The sequence below is a fragment of the Massilia sp. TSP1-1-2 genome (assembly GCF_049896185.1).
GTDB lineage: Bacteria > Pseudomonadota > Gammaproteobacteria > Burkholderiales > Burkholderiaceae_D > Telluria_A.
In genome coordinates, this window is the sequence record NZ_JAFCTU010000003.1 from 1 (window position 1) to 20470 (window position 20470).

A 20470-nucleotide genomic window follows, 5' to 3' on the forward strand; every position below is an offset into this window, starting at 1 on the left:
TATTTTGTCCGGCTGTCAGACCGTGGAGCCGGTCGTCGCCCCCAAGCCGGCACCGGTACCGCAAAAGGCGCCGTCGGGGCCCGCCCCGCCCCCCCCCCCCCCCCCCGGCCCCCCCCCCCCCCCCCCCCCCCGAAATGCCCTTGACCGTCACAGGGGTTTTACGCGCGACATGTCGTTTTTCACGGCAAAGGCGGCGAAGTCGTCGCGCAGGGCTTGGCCCTGGATGATCGCCTGTTGCCAGTTGGCGTGGCGCAGGTCGTGATCGAGTCCGTAATGCTTGAAATCCTGGCGGTCGGGCAGTTTGCCGCGCGGCAGCGAGCGCAGGAATTGCCTGGTGGGCGCCACGATCAGTACATTGTCGAGCCAGCCGCGGTTGGCGCCGCGCGCGGTACGCCGCCACGCCATGGCCTTGTCCAGCCAGCCCGGAACGATGTGCTCGCTGAAATGGGGATACAGCACCAGCTCGCCCGGTCCCAGGCGCGAATATGGCAGCGCCAGATTGTAGTCGATGATGCCGCCATCCCAATACGTGCCCGGCGGGGCGCCGGCAAGGCCGCGCACCGGTTTCATTACGAGCGGCAAGGTGCCCGACGCGAGCAATGCGGCGCCCAGGTTGCCTTCGCTAAGTTGCGCGAAATGGGTGGTGAAGTTGTCGAAGCGCGGCGCCAGCCAAGCCGGAGCGCCCGGCCCGCTGCTGAGCACGACGCGCTCGAGCATGTGCGCCAGGCGCTTGCGCGAAGCGGCGTTGAGCAGCGTTGCCGTGACGAAGCCGGCAACTTCGGCGCGCCGATGCGCGGGCGCGGCCAAGGCGCGCAAGCCGCGCACGGTCAGCAGATGCAGGCGATGCTGCGGATGGTTGACGACCTCTTCTTCATAACCGCCGACGAAGCTACTCAGCAATTGCCGGCAGACGTCGTCGATTTCCTGCGGCGACGGCGTCAAGCTGTGGTAGCGCTGGCCGCAATACACATCCCCCAGCCGCGCAAAGGCGGCGACCGGGTCGGCATGGCAGGCGGCGGCCATGCGCCAGGCGCCGATGGACGAGCCGATCAGCGCGCGCTCGCGGGGCGCCGCCGCCAGCCAGGTGCCGAACAGGTATTGGTCGAGGGCCTGGAAAATGAGCCCCTTGGGCCCGCCTGCGGCGGCCGGTACAATGGCGACGTCGGCGGCCCGCAGGCCGTGGGCCTGCAAGTGGGCCAGCGCGCGCGGGCCGGCGTGAAAGGAAAGTGCATGCATTGCCGGATTATCCCGGCTGAGCCCGCAATCGTCCAGTCGGCGTTCCATCCACAGCTAACCGCGGGAAATCAATGAAAAAGCTGATCGTTATTTTGCTCGTCCTGTTGACCGCATGTTCGAAAGTTTCTTCCGCTCCCCCTGAGCAGCCCGATCTGGAAGCGGGCCTGATCAAGGCGCTCAGTCTCAATCCGAGTACCCGTGACCGCCTCGGCGACTCGGGCCAAGCGCTGCAGGCCTACATCAAGGCGGGCTACCTGGACTTGAAGCCGGCGCAACGGGCCGACTACACGGACTACCGTGTGTTCAAAAAGCCGGCAACGCTGATGGGGCACACGCTCGTCATCGTGGAGGAAGAATACATGACCCGTTTTATTGGCTGCTGCGTGAGCCCAGGCGTCGGCGTGACGGTTCGCCTGTCCGGCAGCAGCGACAATCTGGAAAAGTTTGCCGACAAAAATGGCTGCGCCTTCATCGCACTGGAACATCCTCAAGCGGAATTGTCAACCTTCGGCATCAAAGCAAGTTTTCCGAAAGGAAAATATGCGTCATTAAGTTGCAGAGAGCGCGACGCCCTGGCTGATCCGGACAAACGCTGATGGGGTAACAGCGGCGGGGTAACAGCAGCGGGGTAATAGAAGCGGGGCAAAAGCAAACCACGCATTCACGAAAAAAAACAGCACCCGGCATCGCGCGCTTGCGTGCGCGCATGGGCAGGCCTCAAGGGCCTGCGTACCATGCACGTTTGCTTCGCGCCTTGCCGGAGATTTTCATGCCACTGCGCCTACTTGCGGTCCTGTGCTGCCTGCTCTACTCCTTGCGTGCCGGGGCGGCGGACGACACCGATCCCTCGCTCGTGATCGACAGCTACGTCCAGCAGTACACGGTGGCCACCAACGGCGGCTACCGCATGACGGTGGATCATGCCAAGACCATCGTACAGGCGCGCGCGGTGCAGGAACACAGCCAGTATTACATCAGCTACAACCGCGCGCTCGACGTGGTGGAAACGATCGACGCCCATATCCGCAAGCGCGACGGGCGGCGCGTGCCGGTAGCATCCGCGCAGATCAAGGACCAGCAGGAGGCGGTGTCCAGCGACGCGCCCATGTTCCAGGACACGCGCCTGAAAATCATCGTGTTCCCCGGCATTGAAGCAGGCGACCAGCTGGTGGTGCACTACGTCGTGCGCCGCCACACGCCGCTGTTTCCCGGCCACTTTGAAGACCTGTCGTTTTCGCGCTCCTTTGCCAATCCGCACTTCCAACTCATCTACGATATGCCGGCGTCGATGCCGCTGTATGCCGACGCGGTCGGCTTCGCACCCGTCCAGCTCGCCAGCGCGCCAGGACGCAAGCGCTACCAGTGGCATTACATCGACGGGCCCAACCCGCGTATCGAAGACGGCTCGGTCAGCTATCTCGACTACGGCAAGCGGCTGGCGGTATCGACGTTTCCGGGCTATGGTGCCTTTGCGCGGGCCTACGACGCGCGCTCGGCCGGCCAGGCGCGCGTCACGCCAGCCATCGCCGCGCTGGCGGCGCAGCTGGTGGCACACTTGCCCGACCCGCGTGCGCGCGCGCTGGCGCTGTCGGACTGGGTGCGCAAGCATATCCGCTATGTGGGCGTGTATGTGGGACCGGGCGGCGTGGTGCCGCATGCTGCCGCCATGGTGCTGGCCAAGCGCTACGGCGACTGCAAGGACCATGCCATTTTGCTCGAGTCGCTGCTGCGCGCGGCCGGCATCGAGAGCAGCGCCGCGCTGGTCAACAGCGGCAATGCCTACCGCCTGCCGGCCACGCCCACGCTGGGTATTTTCAACCACGTGATCACCTACGTGCCGGCGCTCGATCTGTTCCTGGATTCGACGGCCGAATCAATTGCCGCGGGCTACTTGCCGATGGGCGTCATGGATAAACCGGTGCTGCTGGCCAAGACGGGAACGCTGACACGCACGCCGTCGCGCCAGCCGGAGCGCAACCGCAGCTTCACCTGGTTCGCCATCGACAAGGATGGGCGCAGCAGTTTTAGCATGGCGAAAATCAACGAGGGCGCGGTGGCCGAACCGTACCGGCAGGCGGTGCGCGACACCAAGGAAGCTGACCGCCAGCTGTTGGTCGAACAGATGCTGCAGGGACTGGGGCAACGAGGCGAAGGGGTGTTTGATGCTGGCAAGCTCGACGACAGCGGCGACGAATACAGCATGCGCCTGAGCGGCAACAGCGACAATTTCGCCAGCCTGCCGGGGCCGGTGGGGCTGCCGACCAGTTTCAATTTTTGGGGCGGGCTGGGCGAGACGGTAGTTGCTTTTGGCCAGGAGCGCGCGCGTACGCAAGACTTTGTGTGCCCCGCCTTTGACACGGAAGAGGAAACGGGCTTTACCTTTCCTGACGGCATACGGATCATCGCCATGCCCAGGCCGGTGGCGCTGCACGACGCCAATCTCGACTACAGTGCGCGCTACACGCTGCGCGGCAACGTGGTCGTCGCGCAGCGCCGCGCCACTTTCCGCCATGACGGCATGGTGTGCACGGCGGCCGAGTACCAGCGCATGCAGCCGCTGCTCAATAGCATGATCGCCGACCTGAAAAGCCAGGTCATCATCGGCGACTAGGCCCTAGGCAGTATGCAACTGCATGGTTGCGGTGTCGAATTTTCCTTCGACCGCCAAGGGCAGCACGCGCAGGCATTTTTCGATCGATTCCTCGATCAGCACTTGCTCTTCCTTGCGCGGACGGTGCAGCACATAGTCGGCCACTGGCTGCTGCGAGCCCAGCGTGCGCGGATGGCCGATGCCGATGCGCATGCGCCAGTAATCCTGTGTGCCGAGCGCGGCGGTAATATCTTTCAGGCCATTGTGCCCACCGGACGAGCCGCCCTTCTTCATCTTGACGATGCCGGGCGCAAGGTCGAGCTCGTCGTGCACGACCAGCACTTCGTCGGCGTTGATCTTGAAAAAGCGCGCCAGGCCGCCCACCGACTGTCCGGAGCGGTTCATGAAGGTTTGCGGTTCGAGCAGCCACACTTCCTGGCCCTTGATCACGCTTTTGGCGACCAGGGCGTTAAAGCGCGACTCGCGTTGCAAGCGGCAACCCGGCAAGCTGTTGGCCAGGTTGTTCACCAGCCAGAAGCCGGCGTTGTGGCGGGTCAGTTCATATTCGGCGCCGGGGTTGCCCAGGCCGACGATCAGGCGAATTGGCATGTTCTTGTCGTTGTAGTGAGGTGTCGCAAGGATAGCAGACGTTAAAAAACCCGCGCGGCGCAAGCCAGGCGGGTTTTCCATCCATTTTCCGCATTGCTGCGGAAAAAGATAATTACTTCTTCTTGCCGGCAGGCTTGGCAGCAGGAGCGGCGGCTGGCGCTTCTGCGGCGGCAGCGGTGGCTTCAGCGGACACGTGGCCAGCCGGAACCGACGCGGTAGCGACGGTCGGGTTCTTGCCGTGGGTGATTGCGGTTACGCCTTTTGGCAGCGACAGGTCGTTCACGTGGATCGAGTGGCCAACGTCGATGGTCGACAGGTCAACTTCGATGAACTCAGGCAGGTCGGTAGCCAGGCAGGAAACGTCGAGCGACTCCATCACGTGCGAGATGGTTGCGCCGTGCAGTTTGACTGCTGGCGAAACGTCGGCGTTCGTGAAGTGCAGCGAGATCTTCTTGTGCAGCTTGCTCTTTGCGTCAACGCGCTGGAAGTCAGCGTGCAGGACCAGTTGCTTAAATGCGTGCATCTGGAAGTCGCGCAGCAGCACTGGCTGGGTCGTGCCGTCGATTTCCAGGTCCAGTACGGAACCGTGGAACGCTTCTTTTTTAAGCGCGTGGTACAGGGCGTTGCCGTCCAGTGCGATCATGACGGGGGCTTGCTCGCCACCGTAGATGATGCCTGGGGTTTGGCCAGAAATGCGCAGGCGGCGGCTCGCTCCGGACCCCTGCAAAGTGCGATTGAATGCGATAACTTTCATGTGTTGCTCCAAAAATTGCAGGGCTAGATTGCCCCACGGTGTGAAAACCCCCGCGACCAGGGGTTTTCGAAAACGGCCGTCAACAACAACGACCGGAAAAATCTGACTTGAGATACCAGTAGGGCGGAAAAGCGCCAGCGCATTCCGCCATGAGCCGTCGATGACTCATGTCGGAATGCGAGGGGAACTCAGAGCCCGGAGCTTTTCCACCCTACGAATTTCGACGATGACGGACGGCTTACCGCTAATTCTTAATCAATAAACAGCGACATCACCGAGTCGCCCTTGCTGATCCGCTTGAACGTCTCGGCCAGCAAAGGTGCGCACGTCAGCTGGCGGATCTTGCTGCAAGCCAAAGCTGCCGCGGACAGCGGAATGGTATCGCACACCACCAGTTCGTCCAGTGGCGAGGCGGCAATGCGGTCAATCGCCGGGCCCGACAATACTGGGTGGGTACAGTAAGCAACAACCTTCTTGGCGCCGCGCTCCTTGAGCACTTCGGCCGCCTTGGTCAGCGTGCCGGCGGTGTCGACCATGTCATCCATGATCACGCAGTTGCGCCCTTCAACTTCACCAATGATGTTCATCACTTCCGACACGTTCGCCTTTGGGCGGCGCTTGTCGATGATGGCCAGGTCGCAGCCGAGGCGCTTGGCCAGCGCACGGGCGCGCACTACGCCGCCAACGTCGGGCGACACGACCAGCAGGTCGTCGTAGTTGCGCTTTTGCAGGTCGCCCAGCAAGATGGGGGAAGCGTAGATGTTATCTACCGGAATATCGAAGAAGCCCTGGATCTGGTCTGCGTGCAAGTCCATGATCAAAACGCGCTCGACGCCGGCTTTTTCAAGCATGTTGGCGACGACCTTGGCGGAAATGGCCACGCGGGCGGAACGGGGACGGCGATCCTGGCGGGCATAACCGAAGTAAGGAATCGCGGCGGTGATGCGCCCGGCCGAGGCGCGCTTGAGCGCGTCGACCATCAGGATGATTTCCATCAGGCTATCGTTGGTGGGGGCACAAGTCGATTGCAGCACGAAGACGTCTTTACCGCGGACATTTTCGTTGATTTCGACCATCACTTCGCCATCTGAAAACTTGGAGACGACTGCCTTGCCAAGTGGGATGCCGAGGTTTTTTGCAACTCCTTCAGCCAGGGCCGGGTTAGCGTTTCCGGTAAAAACCATCAGGTTTTCGTAAGCCATGGGAGTCCCAAGAGGTAAGCGTTGATTTCTTGAATGACGACAGCCAGATATTCCTGGACGCCGCTTGTACTATAGGATGACCCGCGAGAGCGAGGCCACCGCGCTCGCCTGCTGGACGCTGACTTCGCATCGACAGATCAGGCTAAACGAATGGCAGGGGAACAAGGAGTCGAACCTTGGTATGCTGGAATCAAAATCCAGTGCCTTAACCAGCTTGGCGATTCCCCTACGCAACTGACTACTTGTCGTCACATTCAACGCATTTTACCGTCGAACTCAACGCCAAGCCAAATTTTATACTACATCCGGCTCAACTTGCAACACAGCGTGAAGCGGATGCCGCGCCAGCGCTTGTGCTTTCCAGGCGAGCCAGACGGCAGGCATGTCAGCCAGCACCGCATCGCATTCGCTCTCGCTGGAAAACGCGCAAAACACACACGCTCCTGAGCCAGTCATCCTGGCATCACCGTAAGACCCCAGCCATTCGATCGCCTGAGCTACCGGCGGGAACAGCAAAGATGCTACAAGCTGCAAATCATTTTTACCAAACTGCTGGAAGTCTGCTCGACTTGTCAGGTGCCTGGAAAAGTCCGCTATTCTGACGGGTTTCGTGTTCCTTGTCAAATGATCAGAGCAAAAAATTGCTGCCGTGGGCACTGCAACCCCTGGCTCGATGACGACGTACCAACAATCGGGCGTGTGCACGGCTTGCAGGTCTGCGCCTACACCTTCGGCAAATGCGCTTTCACCAAAGATGAAAAACGGGATGTCGGCCCCCAGCGGCAAGGCCAGAGCGATCATATCCTGGCGCGACAGTCCAGACCCCCAGATTCGATTGACCGCCATCAAAGCCGTGGCCGCGTCCGACGAGCCGCCGCCCAGGCCGCCGCCCATGGGCAATATTTTGTCGATGGCGACATCGATGCCGGGCGCCGCGACCCCGTGGCGGCGCAAGTGCTCGGCCTGCAGCAGGCGCAGGATGCGTACGATGAGGTCATGCTCTTCGGGCACGCCGGGAACATCGGTCGTGCGGCGCACCTGCCCGTCGGCGCGCAGGTCGAAATGCAGCACATCGCCGTGATCGATCAGCTGGAACACGGTTTGCAGCAAGTGGTAGCCGTCGGCGCGCCGGCCATTCACATGCAGGAACAGATTCAGCTTGGCCGGCGCCGGGCAGTGATGCAGGAACGTCAATGCCATGCTCAGCCCTTCGGGTCGACCAAGATGCGCAGCGCCAGCTGGCCGCTCGTTGCGGTGGCGTCGCGCTGGGCGTCGATGCGGCGTGGCACGGGCAAGGCGCCGGGTGCGTCTTGCCCGCTGACCTCTTGCCAGCTGACAAAGGTCAGCTTCCAGCCATCTGCCGTGGTGACGGTGTTGTTGGCGGGCGAAGCGGCAAAGCGCTTGCCGTTGGCGAGCGTGGCATAGCCTTGCAGCCAGTCGCGCAGGCCCGACACGGGCAAGGCAAAGCCCAGCGTTTGCGCGGCCAGGGTGTCGATGTCACGCGCGATGCGCGGCACCTGGCCGCCTTGCGTCAGCGTGGCCGCGTCTGGCGTGACGGAAATTTTCGCCATCGTCTGACCGGTTGGCGACAGCAGCGAGACGCCCGTTTCGCGCGCTGTCTGGGCCCAGGCGAACTTGACGGACAGTAGGTCCGGCTTGCCGTCGCGCTCGTAGTTGACGAGCAGGCGGCCGGTCAGGTCGATGGCGTCGCGATAGGCGCCAACGACCGTGTCGGGCGCAGGGGCGGTGCGGGTGCCAGTGGTGGCGCAAGCCGACAACAGTGCGCAGGCGAGCGCGGTAGCGACCGCTCGTAGCAAATTATTTTTCATTGATGCAATTTCCAGAAAATGCGGCCCGCCAGGGCGAAGAAAAGCATTATCGCCCATTTGGCGTTAACCGCAGCGTTACAGGCTCAGCTGCAATCGCGCCAGCGTGCTCTTGAGGGCATCGTTCTTGGGATCCTTGGCGCGCGCTTCGCGCCACAGTTTTTGCGCGTCGTCTTTCTGGCCTTTTTTCCATAACACTTCGCCCAGGTGCACGGCAATATCGACATCGCTGCGCAGCGCATAGGCCCGCCGCAAGTGCTGTTCCGCCTGGTCGAGATTGCCTAGCCGGTACTGCACCCAGCCCATGCTGTCCATGATGAACGGGTCGCCCGGTGCCATTGCCAGCGCCTTGCCGATCAGCGCCAGCGCTTCTGGCAGGCGCACGTTGCGCTCGGCCAGCGAGTAGCCCAGCGCGTTGTAGGCGTGGTGGTTGTCCGGCGCCTGTTCCATGACCGTGCGCAGCGTGGTTTCCATGACGTCCAGGCGGCCGGTTTTTTCGGCCAGCAACGCAAAATCGTACAGCAGGTCCGGGTTCGACGGAAAGCGCTTGGCGCCGGCGGCCAGCAGCGCGTAGGCCGCCTCGTTCTGGCCGGCGTCGCGCAAGACCTGGCCCTGGGCCAGCACCACCAGCGCCTGGTCGGACGGGGCCTCGGCCTTGAGCGCGCCAAGAAATGCGCGCGCCCCTTCAAGGTCGCCCTGGCGGGCCATCAATTGGCCGCGCCGGACCTGGGCCGAAAAATACGTCTCGCCTTCTCCGGGTGCGACTTTTTCAAGCCAGCGCTGGGCCGCTTTCAAGTCGCCGCGCTCTTGCGCGAGCTGCGCCAGGATCAGCAGCACCTTGCCCGGGTCGCGCTCATCGTCGTCGCTTTTTTCGAGCAGGTCGACATATTGCGCAAAGTATTTCTCGGCGCCGGCAACGTCGTCCAGCTGCATCGATACCAGTGCAAGCGCATATACGGTGCCCGCGTTGGCGCCGTCTTGCCTGAGCAGCTCGGTGAACTCGGCGCGCGCCAGTTGGTACTGCTTCTGGCCCAGCAGCACGCGCGCGCGCGCAGCGCGCACTTCGCGCGCCTTGGGATTGGCCGCCAAAAACCTGAGCAGCAAGGCATCGACCTCGGCCTGGTCGCGCGTGACCTGCGCCAGCGTCAGGACCGCGATTTCAGAGTCGGGTTTGCTCGCCAGCGCCGCCTGCGCCTGGCGCGCGGCGCGCTCGACGTCGCCGCGCGCAAAGGCAGTTTGCGCCAGCAGCAAGCGCGCCTCGAAGGTGTCGGCGTAGGGAGCGAGCAGGCGCTCGAGGAGCGCGCCGGCCTTGTCCTTGTCGCTGGCGCGCAGCAGGTATTGCTGGACCTGGTACATGGCCATGCCGCGCGCGGCCGGCGTGGCTTCCTTGAGGCGCTGGGCGAACAGGGTTTCAGCTTCCGACAGGTCGTCCGACAGCACGGCCAGCCCCAGGTAATACTGGGCCGCCTCGTCGGAGGCGGGCGCCAGTTCGCGCCACAGGCGCACCGCGGCCAGCGATTCGCCGCTTTGCCGGGCCTGCAGCGCCACTTCGGCCGCGCGGCGCGCCAGGCGCGGGTCGCGCGTTTGCTGGGCCAGCCCCAGCATGGCCATGTAGGCGCTGCGCCAGTCGCCGCCACGGGCGTCAAGCTCGGCCTTCATGAGGCGGTACAGCAAGTCGCGCGTCAGCGGCACCTTGGGCAGCGTTGCATCCTCGGCGATGGCGTCCGAGTCGGCGTCAAAGTCGCCGGCGACTGCCACCGGCATGGGCTCGATGCGCGCGGGGGCCTGCTGTGCGGGCGCCACGGCGCACGCCGAGATCAGGCTAGAGAGGGTTACAATAACGAAAGCGTTTTTCAAGGCAATTCCAGAATGACGGCGGCACAGATCAATTCTGCGCCCACCTGTTCAATTTACACCATTTCGCCAATCTCCCATGCCTGAACTGCCAGAAGTCGAAGTCACCCGGCGCGGCGTCGCGCCCCACCTGGAAGGCCGCGTCGTCGACAGCGTGCTGGCGCGCCGCGAGGGCCTGCGCTGGCCCTTCCCCGCCGGCCTGTCCGGCAAGCTGGCCGGACGCACCATCGCGCACATTGGCCGGCGCGGCAAATACCTGCTGATCGGCTTTGAACACGGCACCTTGATCATCCACCTGGGCATGTCGGGCCACCTGCGCGTGTTGCCAGTCGATACGCTACCCAGAACGCATGACCATTTCGACCTGGTGGTGCACGGCGCGCATGGCTTGCAAGTGCTGCGCCTGAACGATCCGCGCCGCTTTGGCGCGGTGCTGTGGCACGCGGCCGACGACGGCGACCTGGACCAGCACGTGTTGCTGCGCGGCCTTGGCGTGGAGCCGCTCGAAGACGCGTTTTCGGGCGCCCTGCTGTACCGCGCCACGCGGCGCCGTTCGGCGCCCATCAAGCAGGTGCTGCTGGCCGGCGACATTGTCGTCGGCGTGGGTAATATTTATGCGTGCGAGAGCTTGTTTCGGGCCGGCATCAACCCGAAAACCTCGGCGGCGCGCATTGGACGTGAACGTTATGACAAGCTGGCGCTCGCCATCCGTCAGATTCTAGCCGAGGCAATTGTGCAAGGAGGCAGCACTTTGCGTGATTTTATTGCCGTCAACGGGCAATCGGGCTATTTCCAACAGACATATTTCGTCTATGATCGTGCAGGCGTACCCTGCAAAATTTGTGGCACGGCAGTACGCCAAATCAGACAGGGACAGCGGTCGACTTTTTATTGTGTTATTTGTCAAAAATAACAAATTGCCAGGTTCGCAAGGATCGGCGCGCGAGGTGAATGTGAGCATCATGGTGCAGGATTTTGAGCAGTACACGCAGTGGCGCCAGGCAGTCGTCGCCGCCCTCGAGGAGTACCGGCGCTGGGTCGCGCAGGCCGAGCTGACCGACCAGGCCACCGACCAGCGCATCGCGCGCGCGCTCGCGCGCCTGGCTGACGACAAGCTGTCGGTCGCCTTTGTGGCGGAGTTTTCGCGCGGCAAATCCGAGCTGATCAACGCGCTATTCTTCGCCGATTATGGCCAGCGCATCTTGCCGTCGGCGGCCGGTCGCACCACCATGTGCCCGACCGAGCTGATGTACGACGCCGCCTTCCCGCCCTGCCTGCGTTTGCTGCCGATCGAAACGCGCGCCACCCATTTGTCGACCAGCGATTATCGAGAAGACGCTTCTGCCTGGACCGTGCTGCCGCTGGCGCTGGACGCCGGCGACGAGATGAGCGAAACGTTCAAGCAGGTCAGCATGACCAAGCAGGTGAGCATCGCCGAAGCGAAACGCTACGGCCTGTACGACGAGACCGACCCGGACATCGCTTCCACGCTGGACGGCGACGGCATGATTGAAATTTCGCTGTGGCGCCACGCGATCATCAACTACCCGCACCCGCTGTTAAAGCAAGGCCTGGTCATCCTCGACACGCCGGGCTTGAACGCGATCGGCACCGAGCCGGAACTGACGCTCAACCTGATTCCGAGCGCGCACGCGGTGCTGTTTATCCTGGCTGCCGAAACGGGCGTAACCAAGAGCGACATCGAAGTGTGGCGCACGCATATCGGGCCGGGCGCCGGGCGCATCGTGGTACTCAATAAGATCGATGCGATGTGGGATGAACTGAAGTCCGAAGCGGACAATAATGCCGAGATCGAGCGCCAGCAGGCCAGCGTGGCGCATATGCTCGCGATCGATCCGCGCCAGGTGTTCCCGGTGTCGGCCCAAAAGGCCTTGGTCGGCAAGATCAACGCCGACATGGCACTGCTGGAAAAGAGCCGCTTGGGCGCGCTGGAGGCAGCGCTGTTCAACGAAATGATCCCGGCCAAGCAGGACATCATCCGCAAGCAGCTGGCCGACGACCTGGGCGCCCTGATCGCCACGCAGCAGGGCATGCTGGCTGCGCGCGTGCGCAACATCGTCGAGCAGCTGCAGGAACTCAAGTCCCTGCGCGGCAAGAACAAAAGCGTGATCTCGCACATGATGAAGCGGGTCGAAGTGGAGAAAAAGGAGTTCGACAGCAGCCTGTTCAAGCTGCAGGGCACGCGCTCGGTGTTTGCGCGCCTGTCCACCGAGTTGTACACCACGCTGGGCATGGAGCTGGTGCAAACTGAAATCACCAAGGTGCGCGAAGCGATGGAAGCGTCGCGCTTTGCCACCGGCATGCGCGGCCCGGTCAAGGAATTTTTTGAGCAGGCGCGCGTGAACCTGGATATCTCGTCGGGCAAGATCGGCGAGATCAGCGAAATGATGGAGATCATGTACCGCAAGTTCGCGGCCGAACACGGCCTGACGCTGGCGGTGCCGATGGCGTTCTCGATCGAGAAGTACCGGCGCGAACTGGACAAGATCGAAGAAGTCTACAGCAAGCAGTTCGGTACCACCACGCTCTTGATGACGAGCCGCAGCCAGATCCTGGAACGCTTTTTCGATTCGATCGCCTCGCGCGTGCGGCGCACCTTCCGCGCCGCCAATGCCGACGTCGAAGCATGGCTGAAAGTGATCATGTCGCCGATCGAAGCGCAGATCCGCCAGCACAAGGACCAGCTCAAGCACCGCCTGGCCTCGATCCAGCGCATCCACGATGCGTCGGACACGCTCGAGACCAAGATCACTTCCTTTGAATCGAGCCAGCTGCAGGTCGAGCAGGTCAAGGCGCGCCTGGCGCAGCTGGCCGGCGGCGTCACCATGGCGATGAACGCGGGTTCGGCGCCGGCGCTGGTGGCCGCTGCGTGAAACGCCTGACCGAGTTCGACGAACTGGCCGACCCGTCGTTTTCGCTCGCCGTTGTCGCGTGGCAGAAAACGCACGGCCGACACGCGCTGCCGTGGCAGAACACGACCGACGCTTACCGCATCTGGCTGTCCGAAATCATGCTGCAGCAAACCCAGGTCGCCGCCGTGCTGGGCTACTATGCGCGCTTCCTGGAACGCTTCCCTACGCTGCAGGCGCTCGCTGATGCGCCCGCTGAAGAGGTGATGGCGCAGTGGAGCGGCTTAGGCTACTACACCCGCGCGCGCAACCTGCATGCCTGCGCCAGGCGCGTGGTGGCCGAGTACGATGGCGTGTTCCCCACTGACCCGGCATTGCTGGCCGACCTGCCGGGCATCGGGCGTTCGACGGCGGCGGCAGTGTCGGCTTTTTCAAGCGGCACGCGCGCGGCGATTTTGGATGGCAACGTCAAGCGCGTGTTTGCGCGGGTGTTCGGCATCGAGCAGTTCCCGGGCGAGAAAAAGGTGGAGGACGGGCTGTGGAAGCGCGCCGAAGCTTTGCTGCCGCAGACGGGTATCGAAGCCTACACGCAGGGCTTGATGGACCTGGGGGCCACGTTATGCACGCGCAGCCGGCCCGATTGCTCCCGTTGTCCGCTGCAGCAGCGCTGCGTGGCGCATGCCACCGGCCGCACTGCCGAACTACCGGTCAGAAAGCCGAAGAAGACGATTCCCGAAAAGCAGGCGGCTTTGCTGATCGTGCTCGATGGCGGTCAGGTACTGCTCGAGCAGCGCGCCCAAAGCGGGATTTGGGGCGGGCTGATGTCGCTGCCGGAGGTGGGCGGGCATGGCGCGCGCGGTCAGGTCGATGAGGCGGCGATGCTGGCTGCCGCGGCCGCGTTTGGCGAGGTTGAAGAGATGCAGGCGCTGCTGCCGCTGGTGCATGTGTTCACGCATTATCGGCTGCATATTGCGCCGTACAAAGTGGCGTTGGCCAGACGTGGCGCGACGCCGCAGCAGCATCTGTGGTGGGATCTGGCGGACATACAACGGGCTCCGCTGCCGGCACCGGTTAAAAAACTGTTATCGGAACTGGCCAAGCCAACGCTGTTTTCGTAGGGCGGAAAAGCGTAGCGCATTCCGCCAGTGCATGCGTCACGGAGACGCATGCACTGGCGGAATGCGCTCGCGCTTTTCCGCCCTACAGGTTTAGAGAGCTACAGCTCTTCGAGCGAGAATATGCGGCGGTGCTCGCGGATCGCGTAGCGGTCCGTCATGCCGGCGATATAGTCGGCGATCTTGCGCGCCTGTTTGGCCGACTCGCCCGACCCATCCTGATAGTCCGGCGGCAGCAGCACCGGCTCGGCCATGAAGGCTTCATACAGTTCGCGCACGATGCGGCTCGCTTTGACGCGCATCCGGTTGACCTTGAAATGGCGGTACAGATTGGCGCGCAAAAACCGTTTGAGCTCGGTCGCATCTTTGCGCATCGGGTCGGAAAAACGAATCAGCGGCGCACTGGCGCGCACCGCGTCCACGTCGCTTGGGGCGGCCTCCTGCAGCAGCGCGCTGGAAGTGGCGATCAGGTCGTCGGCCAGCACCGTGATCAGGCGCCTTAGTGTCTCGTAAATGGCGCGCCGTCCGGACAGGCCCGGGTAGGCAGCCTGCACTTCATGCCAGCGGCGCGCAAAAAAGTCGACTTCCTCAAGCTGCGCAATCGTGATCAGCCCCGAACGCAAGCCATCGTCGATATCGTGGCTGTTGTAGGCAATTTCGTCGGCCAGATTGGTCAGCTGCGCTTCCAGGCTGGGCTGGGTGCGGTCGATAAAGCGCTGGGCCACCGGCCCCAGTTCCCTGGCGTTGGCCAGCGAGCAGTGCTTGAGGATGCCTTCGCGCGTGTCAAACATCAGGTTCAGGCCGTCGAAGGCGCCGTATTGCTCCTCCAGGGTGTCGACCACGCGCAGGCTTTGCAGGTTGTGTTCAAAACCGCCGAAGTCCTGCATGCATTCGTTGAGCACGTCCTGCCCCACGTGGCCGAATGGGGTGTGGCCCAGGTCGTGCGCCAGCGCCAGCGCTTCGACCAGGTCTTCGTTCAGGCGCAGATTGCGCGCCATCGAGCGGCCCACCTGCGCGACCTCAAGGCTGTGGGTCAGGCGCGTGCGGAACATGTCGCCCTCGTGATTGAGGAAGACCTGGGTCTTGTATTCGAGGCGGCGAAAGGCCGAGCAGTGAATGATGCGGTCGCGGTCGCGCTGGAACTCGCTGCGCGAGGCATGCGCCGCTTCGGGGTAGCGGCGCCCGCGCGCCGTGGCCGACTGCACGGCGTAGGGCGCGAGGTGCTGGTCTGCGGGGTTCATGCTCGACTCATGCTCAACTCATGCTCAACTTAGCTGGACTTGACGCAGGCGCCCAGCGTTGCCAGCAGCAGCGCTTGCGGCACGCCCTGGATGCTCGGGCTGCCCAGCGGCTTCATCAAGATGAACTTGATCGCGCCGCCTTCGTTTTTCTTGTCCACTTCCATCAGCTCGAGCCAGCGTTCGGTGCCCAGGTCGGGCGCCTCGGTGGGCAGGCCGGCGGCGGCCACCAAAGCGCGCATCCGCGCCACGGTGGCAAAGTCGACCAGCCCTGCGCGGTGCGACAAATCGGCCGCCATGACCATGCCGCAGCCGACCGCCTCGCCGTGCAGCCACTGGCCGTAGCCCAGGCCAGCTTCAATCGCGTGGCCGAAGGTATGGCCAAAATTGAGGATGGCGCGCAGGCCGCCTTCGCGCTCGTCCTGGCGCACCACATCGGCCTTGATTTCGCACGAGCGCGAAATGGCATGCGCCAGCGCCTGCGGCTCGCGCGCCATCAGGGCGCCGACATTCTGTTCGATCCAGTCGAAGAACGCGGCGTCGATAATGGCGCCATGCTTGATCACTTCGGCCAGGCCGGCCGACAGTTCGCGCGCCGGCAAGGTGGCCAGCGTGGCGGTATCGGCCAGCACCGCGCGCGGCTGGTAAAAAGCGCCGATCATGTTCTTGCCGAGCGGGTGATTGAGGCCAGTCTTGCCGCCAACGGACGAATCGACCTGCGAGAGCAGCGTGGTGGGAATTTGCACGAACGGCACGCCGCGCATGTAGCTGGCCGCGGCAAAGCCGGTCAGGTCGCCGATCACGCCGCCGCCCAGCGCCACCATGGTGGTCTTGCGGTCGCATTTGTTGGCCAGCAGTGCGTCGAACACTTGCATCAGGCTGGCCCAGTTTTTATGTTCTTCGCCGTCGGGCAGCACGATGGCGTGCACCTCGTGCCCTGCCGCGCGCAACGGTGCGGCGACCTGCTCCAAGTACAGCGGGGCGACGGTGGTGTTGGTGACAATGGCCACCTTGCGACCGACAATATGCTGGGCCAGCAGGGACGGGTCGGCCAGCAGGCCGGCGCCGATGGAAATCGGGTAGCTGCGCTCACCCAGGTCAACATGGAGGGAAATGGAAGATTGCTGGTTCATCGATGGTTCGGTATCTTGGGCGCGCCCAGACCCGGCGCCGGAGTTTTCGAGCGCGGCAAGCTGCGCCAGAATGGTCTGCACCATCGATTGTACGTTAGGTCGGCCGGTGTCGATGACCAGGTCGGCAATTTCGCGGTACAGCGGCTCGCGCTGGGCGGTCAGTTCCTCGAGTTTCTTGCGCGGGTCGGCCGTTTGCAGCAGTGGGCGGTTCTTGTCGTTGGAGGTGCGCAGCATGATGCTGCTGACACTGGCCCGTAAATAGACAACGCGCCCCCGTTGCTTGAGATAGGCACGGTTGCGCGCATCGAGCACGGCACCGCCGCCGGTGGCGAGCACGATGCCGTCCTGCGCCGTCAGGTCGCGGATGACTTCCGCTTCGCGCCGGCGAAAACTGTCCTCGCCTTCGATTTCGAAGATCCACGGGATCGAGGCGCCGGTGCGGGCCTCGATCTCGTGGTCGGAATCGATAAAGCGTTTTCCTAATTTCCTGGCAAGGATGCGGCCGATGGTGGTCTTGCCCGCGCCCATCAACCCTACCAGGAAGATGTTTCCTGAACTCAAGGCGCCGTGAACCGGTAGGTGTAGGTCGACGCAGTTTGCAAGCTCGGCGACTTGAGTACGATGCCGAACGAACCAGCCTCACACGTATCGGACGGGGTGATCAACACATTATGGATGGTACCGCCCGGAACGGAGGTCGATGCCACGAGATTTGGCGACACTGAACTTACTGCCACTTTTTTCACATCGGCGGTACCCACCGTGGTCTCGGAAGGCAAGGGGTTGTTGTGCAGGTCGTACAGGCGGAACGCTACTGACTGCGCCTGGCAGCCAGGGCCCGTCAGCCCGGTGACGACGAACTGGTCGCCGTCAGCGGCGATCCAGTCGCGGCAACTGCCCGCGCCGCACACCTGGCGGATCAAATTCGGCACGGCATCGCTGAAAGTGATCTCGGCCTGGGCGCGGATGTAGTTCAAGCCCCACTTGCCATTGCCCGCAGCGACAAAGCTGGTGCGGTTGTACGGGACAGGCAAGTCGCCGTTCGAAAAATCGTAACTGCCGTCAAGTGCACCATAGCGGGGGATGTTCTGGAAGCCAAACACCGACCCGAGGACCCCGGCATCAAGGAAAGGATCGCCCAGATCGGTGAACGGCTCGCCGCCGCTATTGCAGGTATCGACCAGCGGACGATACACCCCGGTGCCGTCGGCAGAAGTGAAGTCACTGCAGCTGTACTGACCGTCGCCATTGACGTCGACGAAGTCTTCGATACCTTGCACGAAGGCCAGCACGGTAACCCGGCCGTTGGCCGGACGGAAGTTCTGGCTCTTGAGCGTGACGCTGCAACCACCATTGATGGTCTGGCAACCGCCCTGGGCCGAGGAACCGATGGCGCCGCCTTCGGTGACAAAACTGACCGCCGTGTTATCCGAAATCGGATTGCCGTATTGGTCGGCCATGCGAATCGTTACGTTGGCAATGGCGCCATCGACATTCCAGCCATTGATGTTGTAGCTGTCCACGCTGAGCGACATCGACTTCTGGATCGGCAGGCCGGTCGAGATGATCAGGGTGTCGGACAGCCCGCTGATGGTCTTGCCATTGCGGCTGGCCTGCGCCAGCACGCGCACCGGGGTCGGAATCGTACCCGACGACACCGTGGTGGTCACCTGGCCGGTGGCGTCGGTGGTGCCAGCGGCTGGAGCAACGGACAGCCCGCCGGTCGCGGTGGACGGCCGGAAGGTGACGGCCACGCCGGCCAGGCCGACATTGTTTTCGTCAAGCACGCGGAAGGTCAGCAGCGCCGATTCCTGGCGCCCCTGGCCGCCCGAGCCCTTGAGCACGATCGACTGGCCGGTCGGGTTCGAACTGACGAACTGGATGGTGCCGATATTGGCGGCATCAACGGCAATCGTGGTGTTCATCGACGAGCTGCCCAGCGTGGCGGTGAGAACGTCGGTGCCGCGGGTGCAGCCTTTGTTGACGTAGGTGGCGGTCTGGACGCCGTTGGTGAAGGTGCCCGCTACCAGCGTGGCGGTGCCGTCGCTGACGCACAGCGAGGTCAGCACCAGGCCGGGGGCCGATGCTGCCGGACGACCGCCGGTGGTGATGCCGATATTGAGCGCAGCGCTGCTTTGCGAAGGCAGCGAGCCCACCGGCGCCGGCGAAAAGGCCATGCTCGACACGGTCAGCGGAGCGGCAACCACCGAGACGTTGGTGGTGGCGCTGGCGGTCTTGCCGGCAACAACTGCCGTGGCGCTGATCGCCACCGCACCTGCCGAGCTGATGCTGGCGGGAGACACGGCGATCACGGCGAAGCCGGACGCATCGGTCAGCGCAGAACCGGACTGTGGCGTAAATACCAGCAGCGGGCTGCTGATGGTGTATTCCACGATGACATTCGGCACCACCGCCCCGTTACTGTCCTTGATCAGGCTGCGCACGTTGGCAGACTGGGTGCCGGACAACGAGGTGATTGCGGCATTGGTGTTGTCGACAACGGTCAGCGCCATGGTCGGATTGGCGGGCACGCCAGCCGGGCCGACCGCGATATTGACGGTGGCGCTCACCGGAGCATTGTTCACGATCGCGCTAGCGATAATGCCAACGGCGCCGGCCACGGTAGTGGAGGCAGGCTTGACCGTAATCACGGCAACGCCGTTGGCGTCGGTCAGCGACGAGGCAGAATCAGGAGTAAATGCCAGCAACGGATCGGTCAACGTGAATTTGACAATGGCATTCGGCACAACCGCGCCGGTGCCCGACTTGAGGACAACGCGTACGGTACCGCTCTGGGTGCCGGACAGCGAACCGAGCGGGGCATTAGCGCTGTTGACGACGGTCACGGCCAGGGTCGGCTCGACGACGGCCACTGCGGGGCCCACGGACACGTTGACACTGCCCCTGGCCGCCACATTCTCCACCGTCACACTGGCGGCAATGGCAACCGCACCAGCCGACGTAACCGAGGTGGGCTTGACCTTCAGCTCGGCAACGCCGTTGGCATCGGTCAGCGCCGTGGCCGAATCAGGAATGAATACCAGCAGCGGATCGGACAGCGTGAACTTGACGATGGTATTTGCCACGGGCAAACCGGCTTTTGACTTGACGAAAGCGCGCACGGTGCCGCTCTGGGTGCCGGACAACGAACCGAGCGGGGCATTGGAGCCGTCGACCACGGTAACGGCCAGGGTCGGCTCGACAACTGCGCCTGCGGCGATCACAGACAGGTTGAAGCTGCCCCTGGCCGTTACGTTCTCCACCGTCGTAGTGGCGGCAATGGCAACCGCACCGGCCGAACTGGCCGAACTCGGCGTGACCTTTAGCTCGGCAACGCCATTCACATCAGTCAGCGCCGAGGCCGAATCAGGAATGAACACTAGCAGAGGATCGGACAGCGTAAACTTGACGATGACGTTTGCCACCGGCAAGCCGGCTTTTGACTTGACGAGCGCGCGTACGGTGGCTGTCTGGGTGCCGGACAGCGAACCAAGCGGGGCATTGGCGCTGTCGACCAGGGTGACGGCCAGAGTCGGATCGAGGACAACGCCTGCGGGCCCCACCGCCAAGTTGATACTGCCCGTGACAAGAGCGTTCTCCACCGTCGCCGTGGCCGTAATGGCCAGCGCGCCAGCCGCAGCGGCCGAGGTCGGCTTGATCGTTACCACGGCAACGCCCTTGTCATCGGTCAGCGCCGAGGCCGAATCAGGAGTGAATACGAGCAGCGGATCGGACAGGCTGAACTTGACAATGGCATTTGCCACCGGCAAGCCGGCTTTCGACTTGACGACGGCGCGCACGGTGGCCGTCTGTGTGCCAGACAGGCCCGTGAGCACGGTGCCGTCGGCCGCGACGGCAGTCACGGTCACACTCGCTACCGCGACGGGCGTCCCCGGCGTCCCCGGAGTGGTGCCGCTGCCCGGAACCGAGCCGGGGCTGCCGCCGCCGCCGCCGCAGGCCACCAGCGCGGCCGACAGCGAGGCCGCGACCAACAGCCGGGCAGGCCGGGCCAATGCACTTTGTATGAGTTTGAGAAACATTTT

At 63.5% G+C, this 20470-nt stretch carries 15 protein-coding genes and 1 tRNA gene; 5 read left to right on the forward strand and 11 right to left on the reverse strand.

Features of this window, described 5'->3' with window-relative positions:
- Positions 1-147 precede the first annotated feature (147 nt).
- A complete protein-coding gene (locus tag ACP7BV_RS03105; protein ID WP_426101421.1) occupies positions 148-1236 on the reverse strand; it encodes a patatin-like phospholipase family protein in 1089 nt (362 codons plus the stop codon).
- A 71-nt stretch (positions 1237-1307) separates the two neighbouring features.
- On the opposite strand from ACP7BV_RS03105, the gene ACP7BV_RS03110 reads away from it, so the two are divergent.
- Entirely contained in the window at positions 1308-1832 is a 525-nt protein-coding gene (locus ACP7BV_RS03110; protein WP_426101423.1) for a hypothetical protein, read from the forward strand.
- 173 nt (positions 1833-2005) lie between these two features.
- Entirely contained in the window at positions 2006-3847 is a 1842-nt protein-coding gene (locus ACP7BV_RS03115) for a DUF3857 domain-containing transglutaminase family protein (RefSeq protein ID WP_426101425.1), read from the forward strand.
- 3 nt (positions 3848-3850) lie between these two features.
- Here the strand turns inward: ACP7BV_RS03115 and pth are convergent, their stop codons facing one another.
- The 7 genes from pth to ACP7BV_RS03150 all read right to left on the reverse strand — a co-directional run bounded on the left by pth (position 3851) and on the right by ACP7BV_RS03150 (position 10074).
- Complete coding sequence (pth, locus tag ACP7BV_RS03120; RefSeq protein WP_426101427.1) at positions 3851-4435, reverse strand: aminoacyl-tRNA hydrolase; 585 nt, start codon at positions 4433-4435, stop codon at positions 3851-3853.
- 112 nt (positions 4436-4547) lie between these two features.
- Positions 4548-5189 (reverse strand): 50S ribosomal protein L25/general stress protein Ctc, encoded by a 642-nt coding sequence (locus ACP7BV_RS03125; protein ID WP_426101429.1) that lies wholly within the window; start codon positions 5187-5189, stop codon positions 4548-4550.
- A gap of 251 nt (positions 5190-5440) precedes the next feature.
- Positions 5441-6391 carry a ribose-phosphate pyrophosphokinase gene (locus tag ACP7BV_RS03130; RefSeq protein ID WP_426101431.1) on the reverse strand — a complete coding sequence of 317 codons (951 nt, stop codon included), beginning with the start codon at positions 6389-6391 and terminating at the stop codon, positions 5441-5443.
- A 151-nt stretch (positions 6392-6542) separates the two neighbouring features.
- Positions 6543-6619: transfer RNA gene (locus tag ACP7BV_RS03135), tRNA-Gln, on the reverse strand.
- Positions 6620-6685: 66 nt separating this feature from the next.
- Positions 6686-7591, reverse strand: coding sequence for a 4-(cytidine 5'-diphospho)-2-C-methyl-D-erythritol kinase (gene ispE / locus ACP7BV_RS03140; RefSeq protein ID WP_426101433.1), 906 nt, complete (start codon positions 7589-7591; stop codon positions 6686-6688).
- Positions 7592-7593: 2 nt separating this feature from the next.
- Positions 7594-8220: a lipoprotein insertase outer membrane protein LolB gene (locus ACP7BV_RS03145; RefSeq protein WP_426101435.1), complete on the reverse strand. Its 627-nt coding sequence runs from the start codon at positions 8218-8220 to the stop codon at positions 7594-7596.
- A gap of 75 nt (positions 8221-8295) precedes the next feature.
- Complete coding sequence (locus ACP7BV_RS03150) at positions 8296-10074, reverse strand: tetratricopeptide repeat protein (protein ID WP_426101437.1); 1779 nt, start codon at positions 10072-10074, stop codon at positions 8296-8298.
- Between the two features lie 76 nt (positions 10075-10150).
- Here ACP7BV_RS03150 and mutM point away from each other — a divergent pair, with 76 nt between their 5' ends.
- Genes mutM through mutY form a run of 3 tightly spaced genes read left to right on the forward strand, consistent with a single transcriptional unit; the run spans position 10151 to position 14059 of the window.
- Positions 10151-10984, forward strand: a complete 834-nt coding sequence (gene mutM / locus ACP7BV_RS03155) for a bifunctional DNA-formamidopyrimidine glycosylase/DNA-(apurinic or apyrimidinic site) lyase (RefSeq protein ID WP_426101439.1) — start codon at positions 10151-10153, stop codon at positions 10982-10984.
- A gap of 49 nt (positions 10985-11033) precedes the next feature.
- Positions 11034-12965 (forward strand): dynamin family protein, encoded by a 1932-nt coding sequence (locus tag ACP7BV_RS03160; RefSeq protein WP_426101874.1) that lies wholly within the window; start codon positions 11034-11036, stop codon positions 12963-12965.
- Positions 12962-14059 carry an A/G-specific adenine glycosylase gene (gene mutY / locus ACP7BV_RS03165; protein WP_426101441.1) on the forward strand — a complete coding sequence of 366 codons (1098 nt, stop codon included), beginning with the start codon at positions 12962-12964 and terminating at the stop codon, positions 14057-14059. The genes ACP7BV_RS03160 and mutY overlap by 4 nt, the downstream gene beginning before the upstream one ends.
- Positions 14060-14157: 98 nt before the next feature.
- Here the strand turns inward: mutY and ACP7BV_RS03170 are convergent, their stop codons facing one another.
- The 3 genes from ACP7BV_RS03170 to ACP7BV_RS03180 are packed head-to-tail and all read right to left on the reverse strand — an operon-like array spanning position 14158 to position 20467.
- Positions 14158-15297 (reverse strand): deoxyguanosinetriphosphate triphosphohydrolase, encoded by a 1140-nt coding sequence (locus tag ACP7BV_RS03170; protein ID WP_426101443.1) that lies wholly within the window; start codon positions 15295-15297, stop codon positions 14158-14160.
- A gap of 29 nt (positions 15298-15326) precedes the next feature.
- On the reverse strand, positions 15327-16955 hold the full coding sequence (gene aroKB / locus ACP7BV_RS03175; RefSeq protein ID WP_426101876.1) for a bifunctional shikimate kinase/3-dehydroquinate synthase AroKB: 1629 nt from the start codon (positions 16953-16955) through the stop codon (positions 15327-15329).
- Between the two features lie 29 nt (positions 16956-16984).
- The gene (locus ACP7BV_RS03180) at positions 16985-20467 is read right to left on the reverse strand and encodes a beta strand repeat-containing protein (RefSeq protein WP_426101445.1); all 3483 of its coding nucleotides are present in this window, start codon (positions 20465-20467) and stop codon (positions 16985-16987) included.
- Positions 20468-20470: the final 3 nt, after the last annotated feature.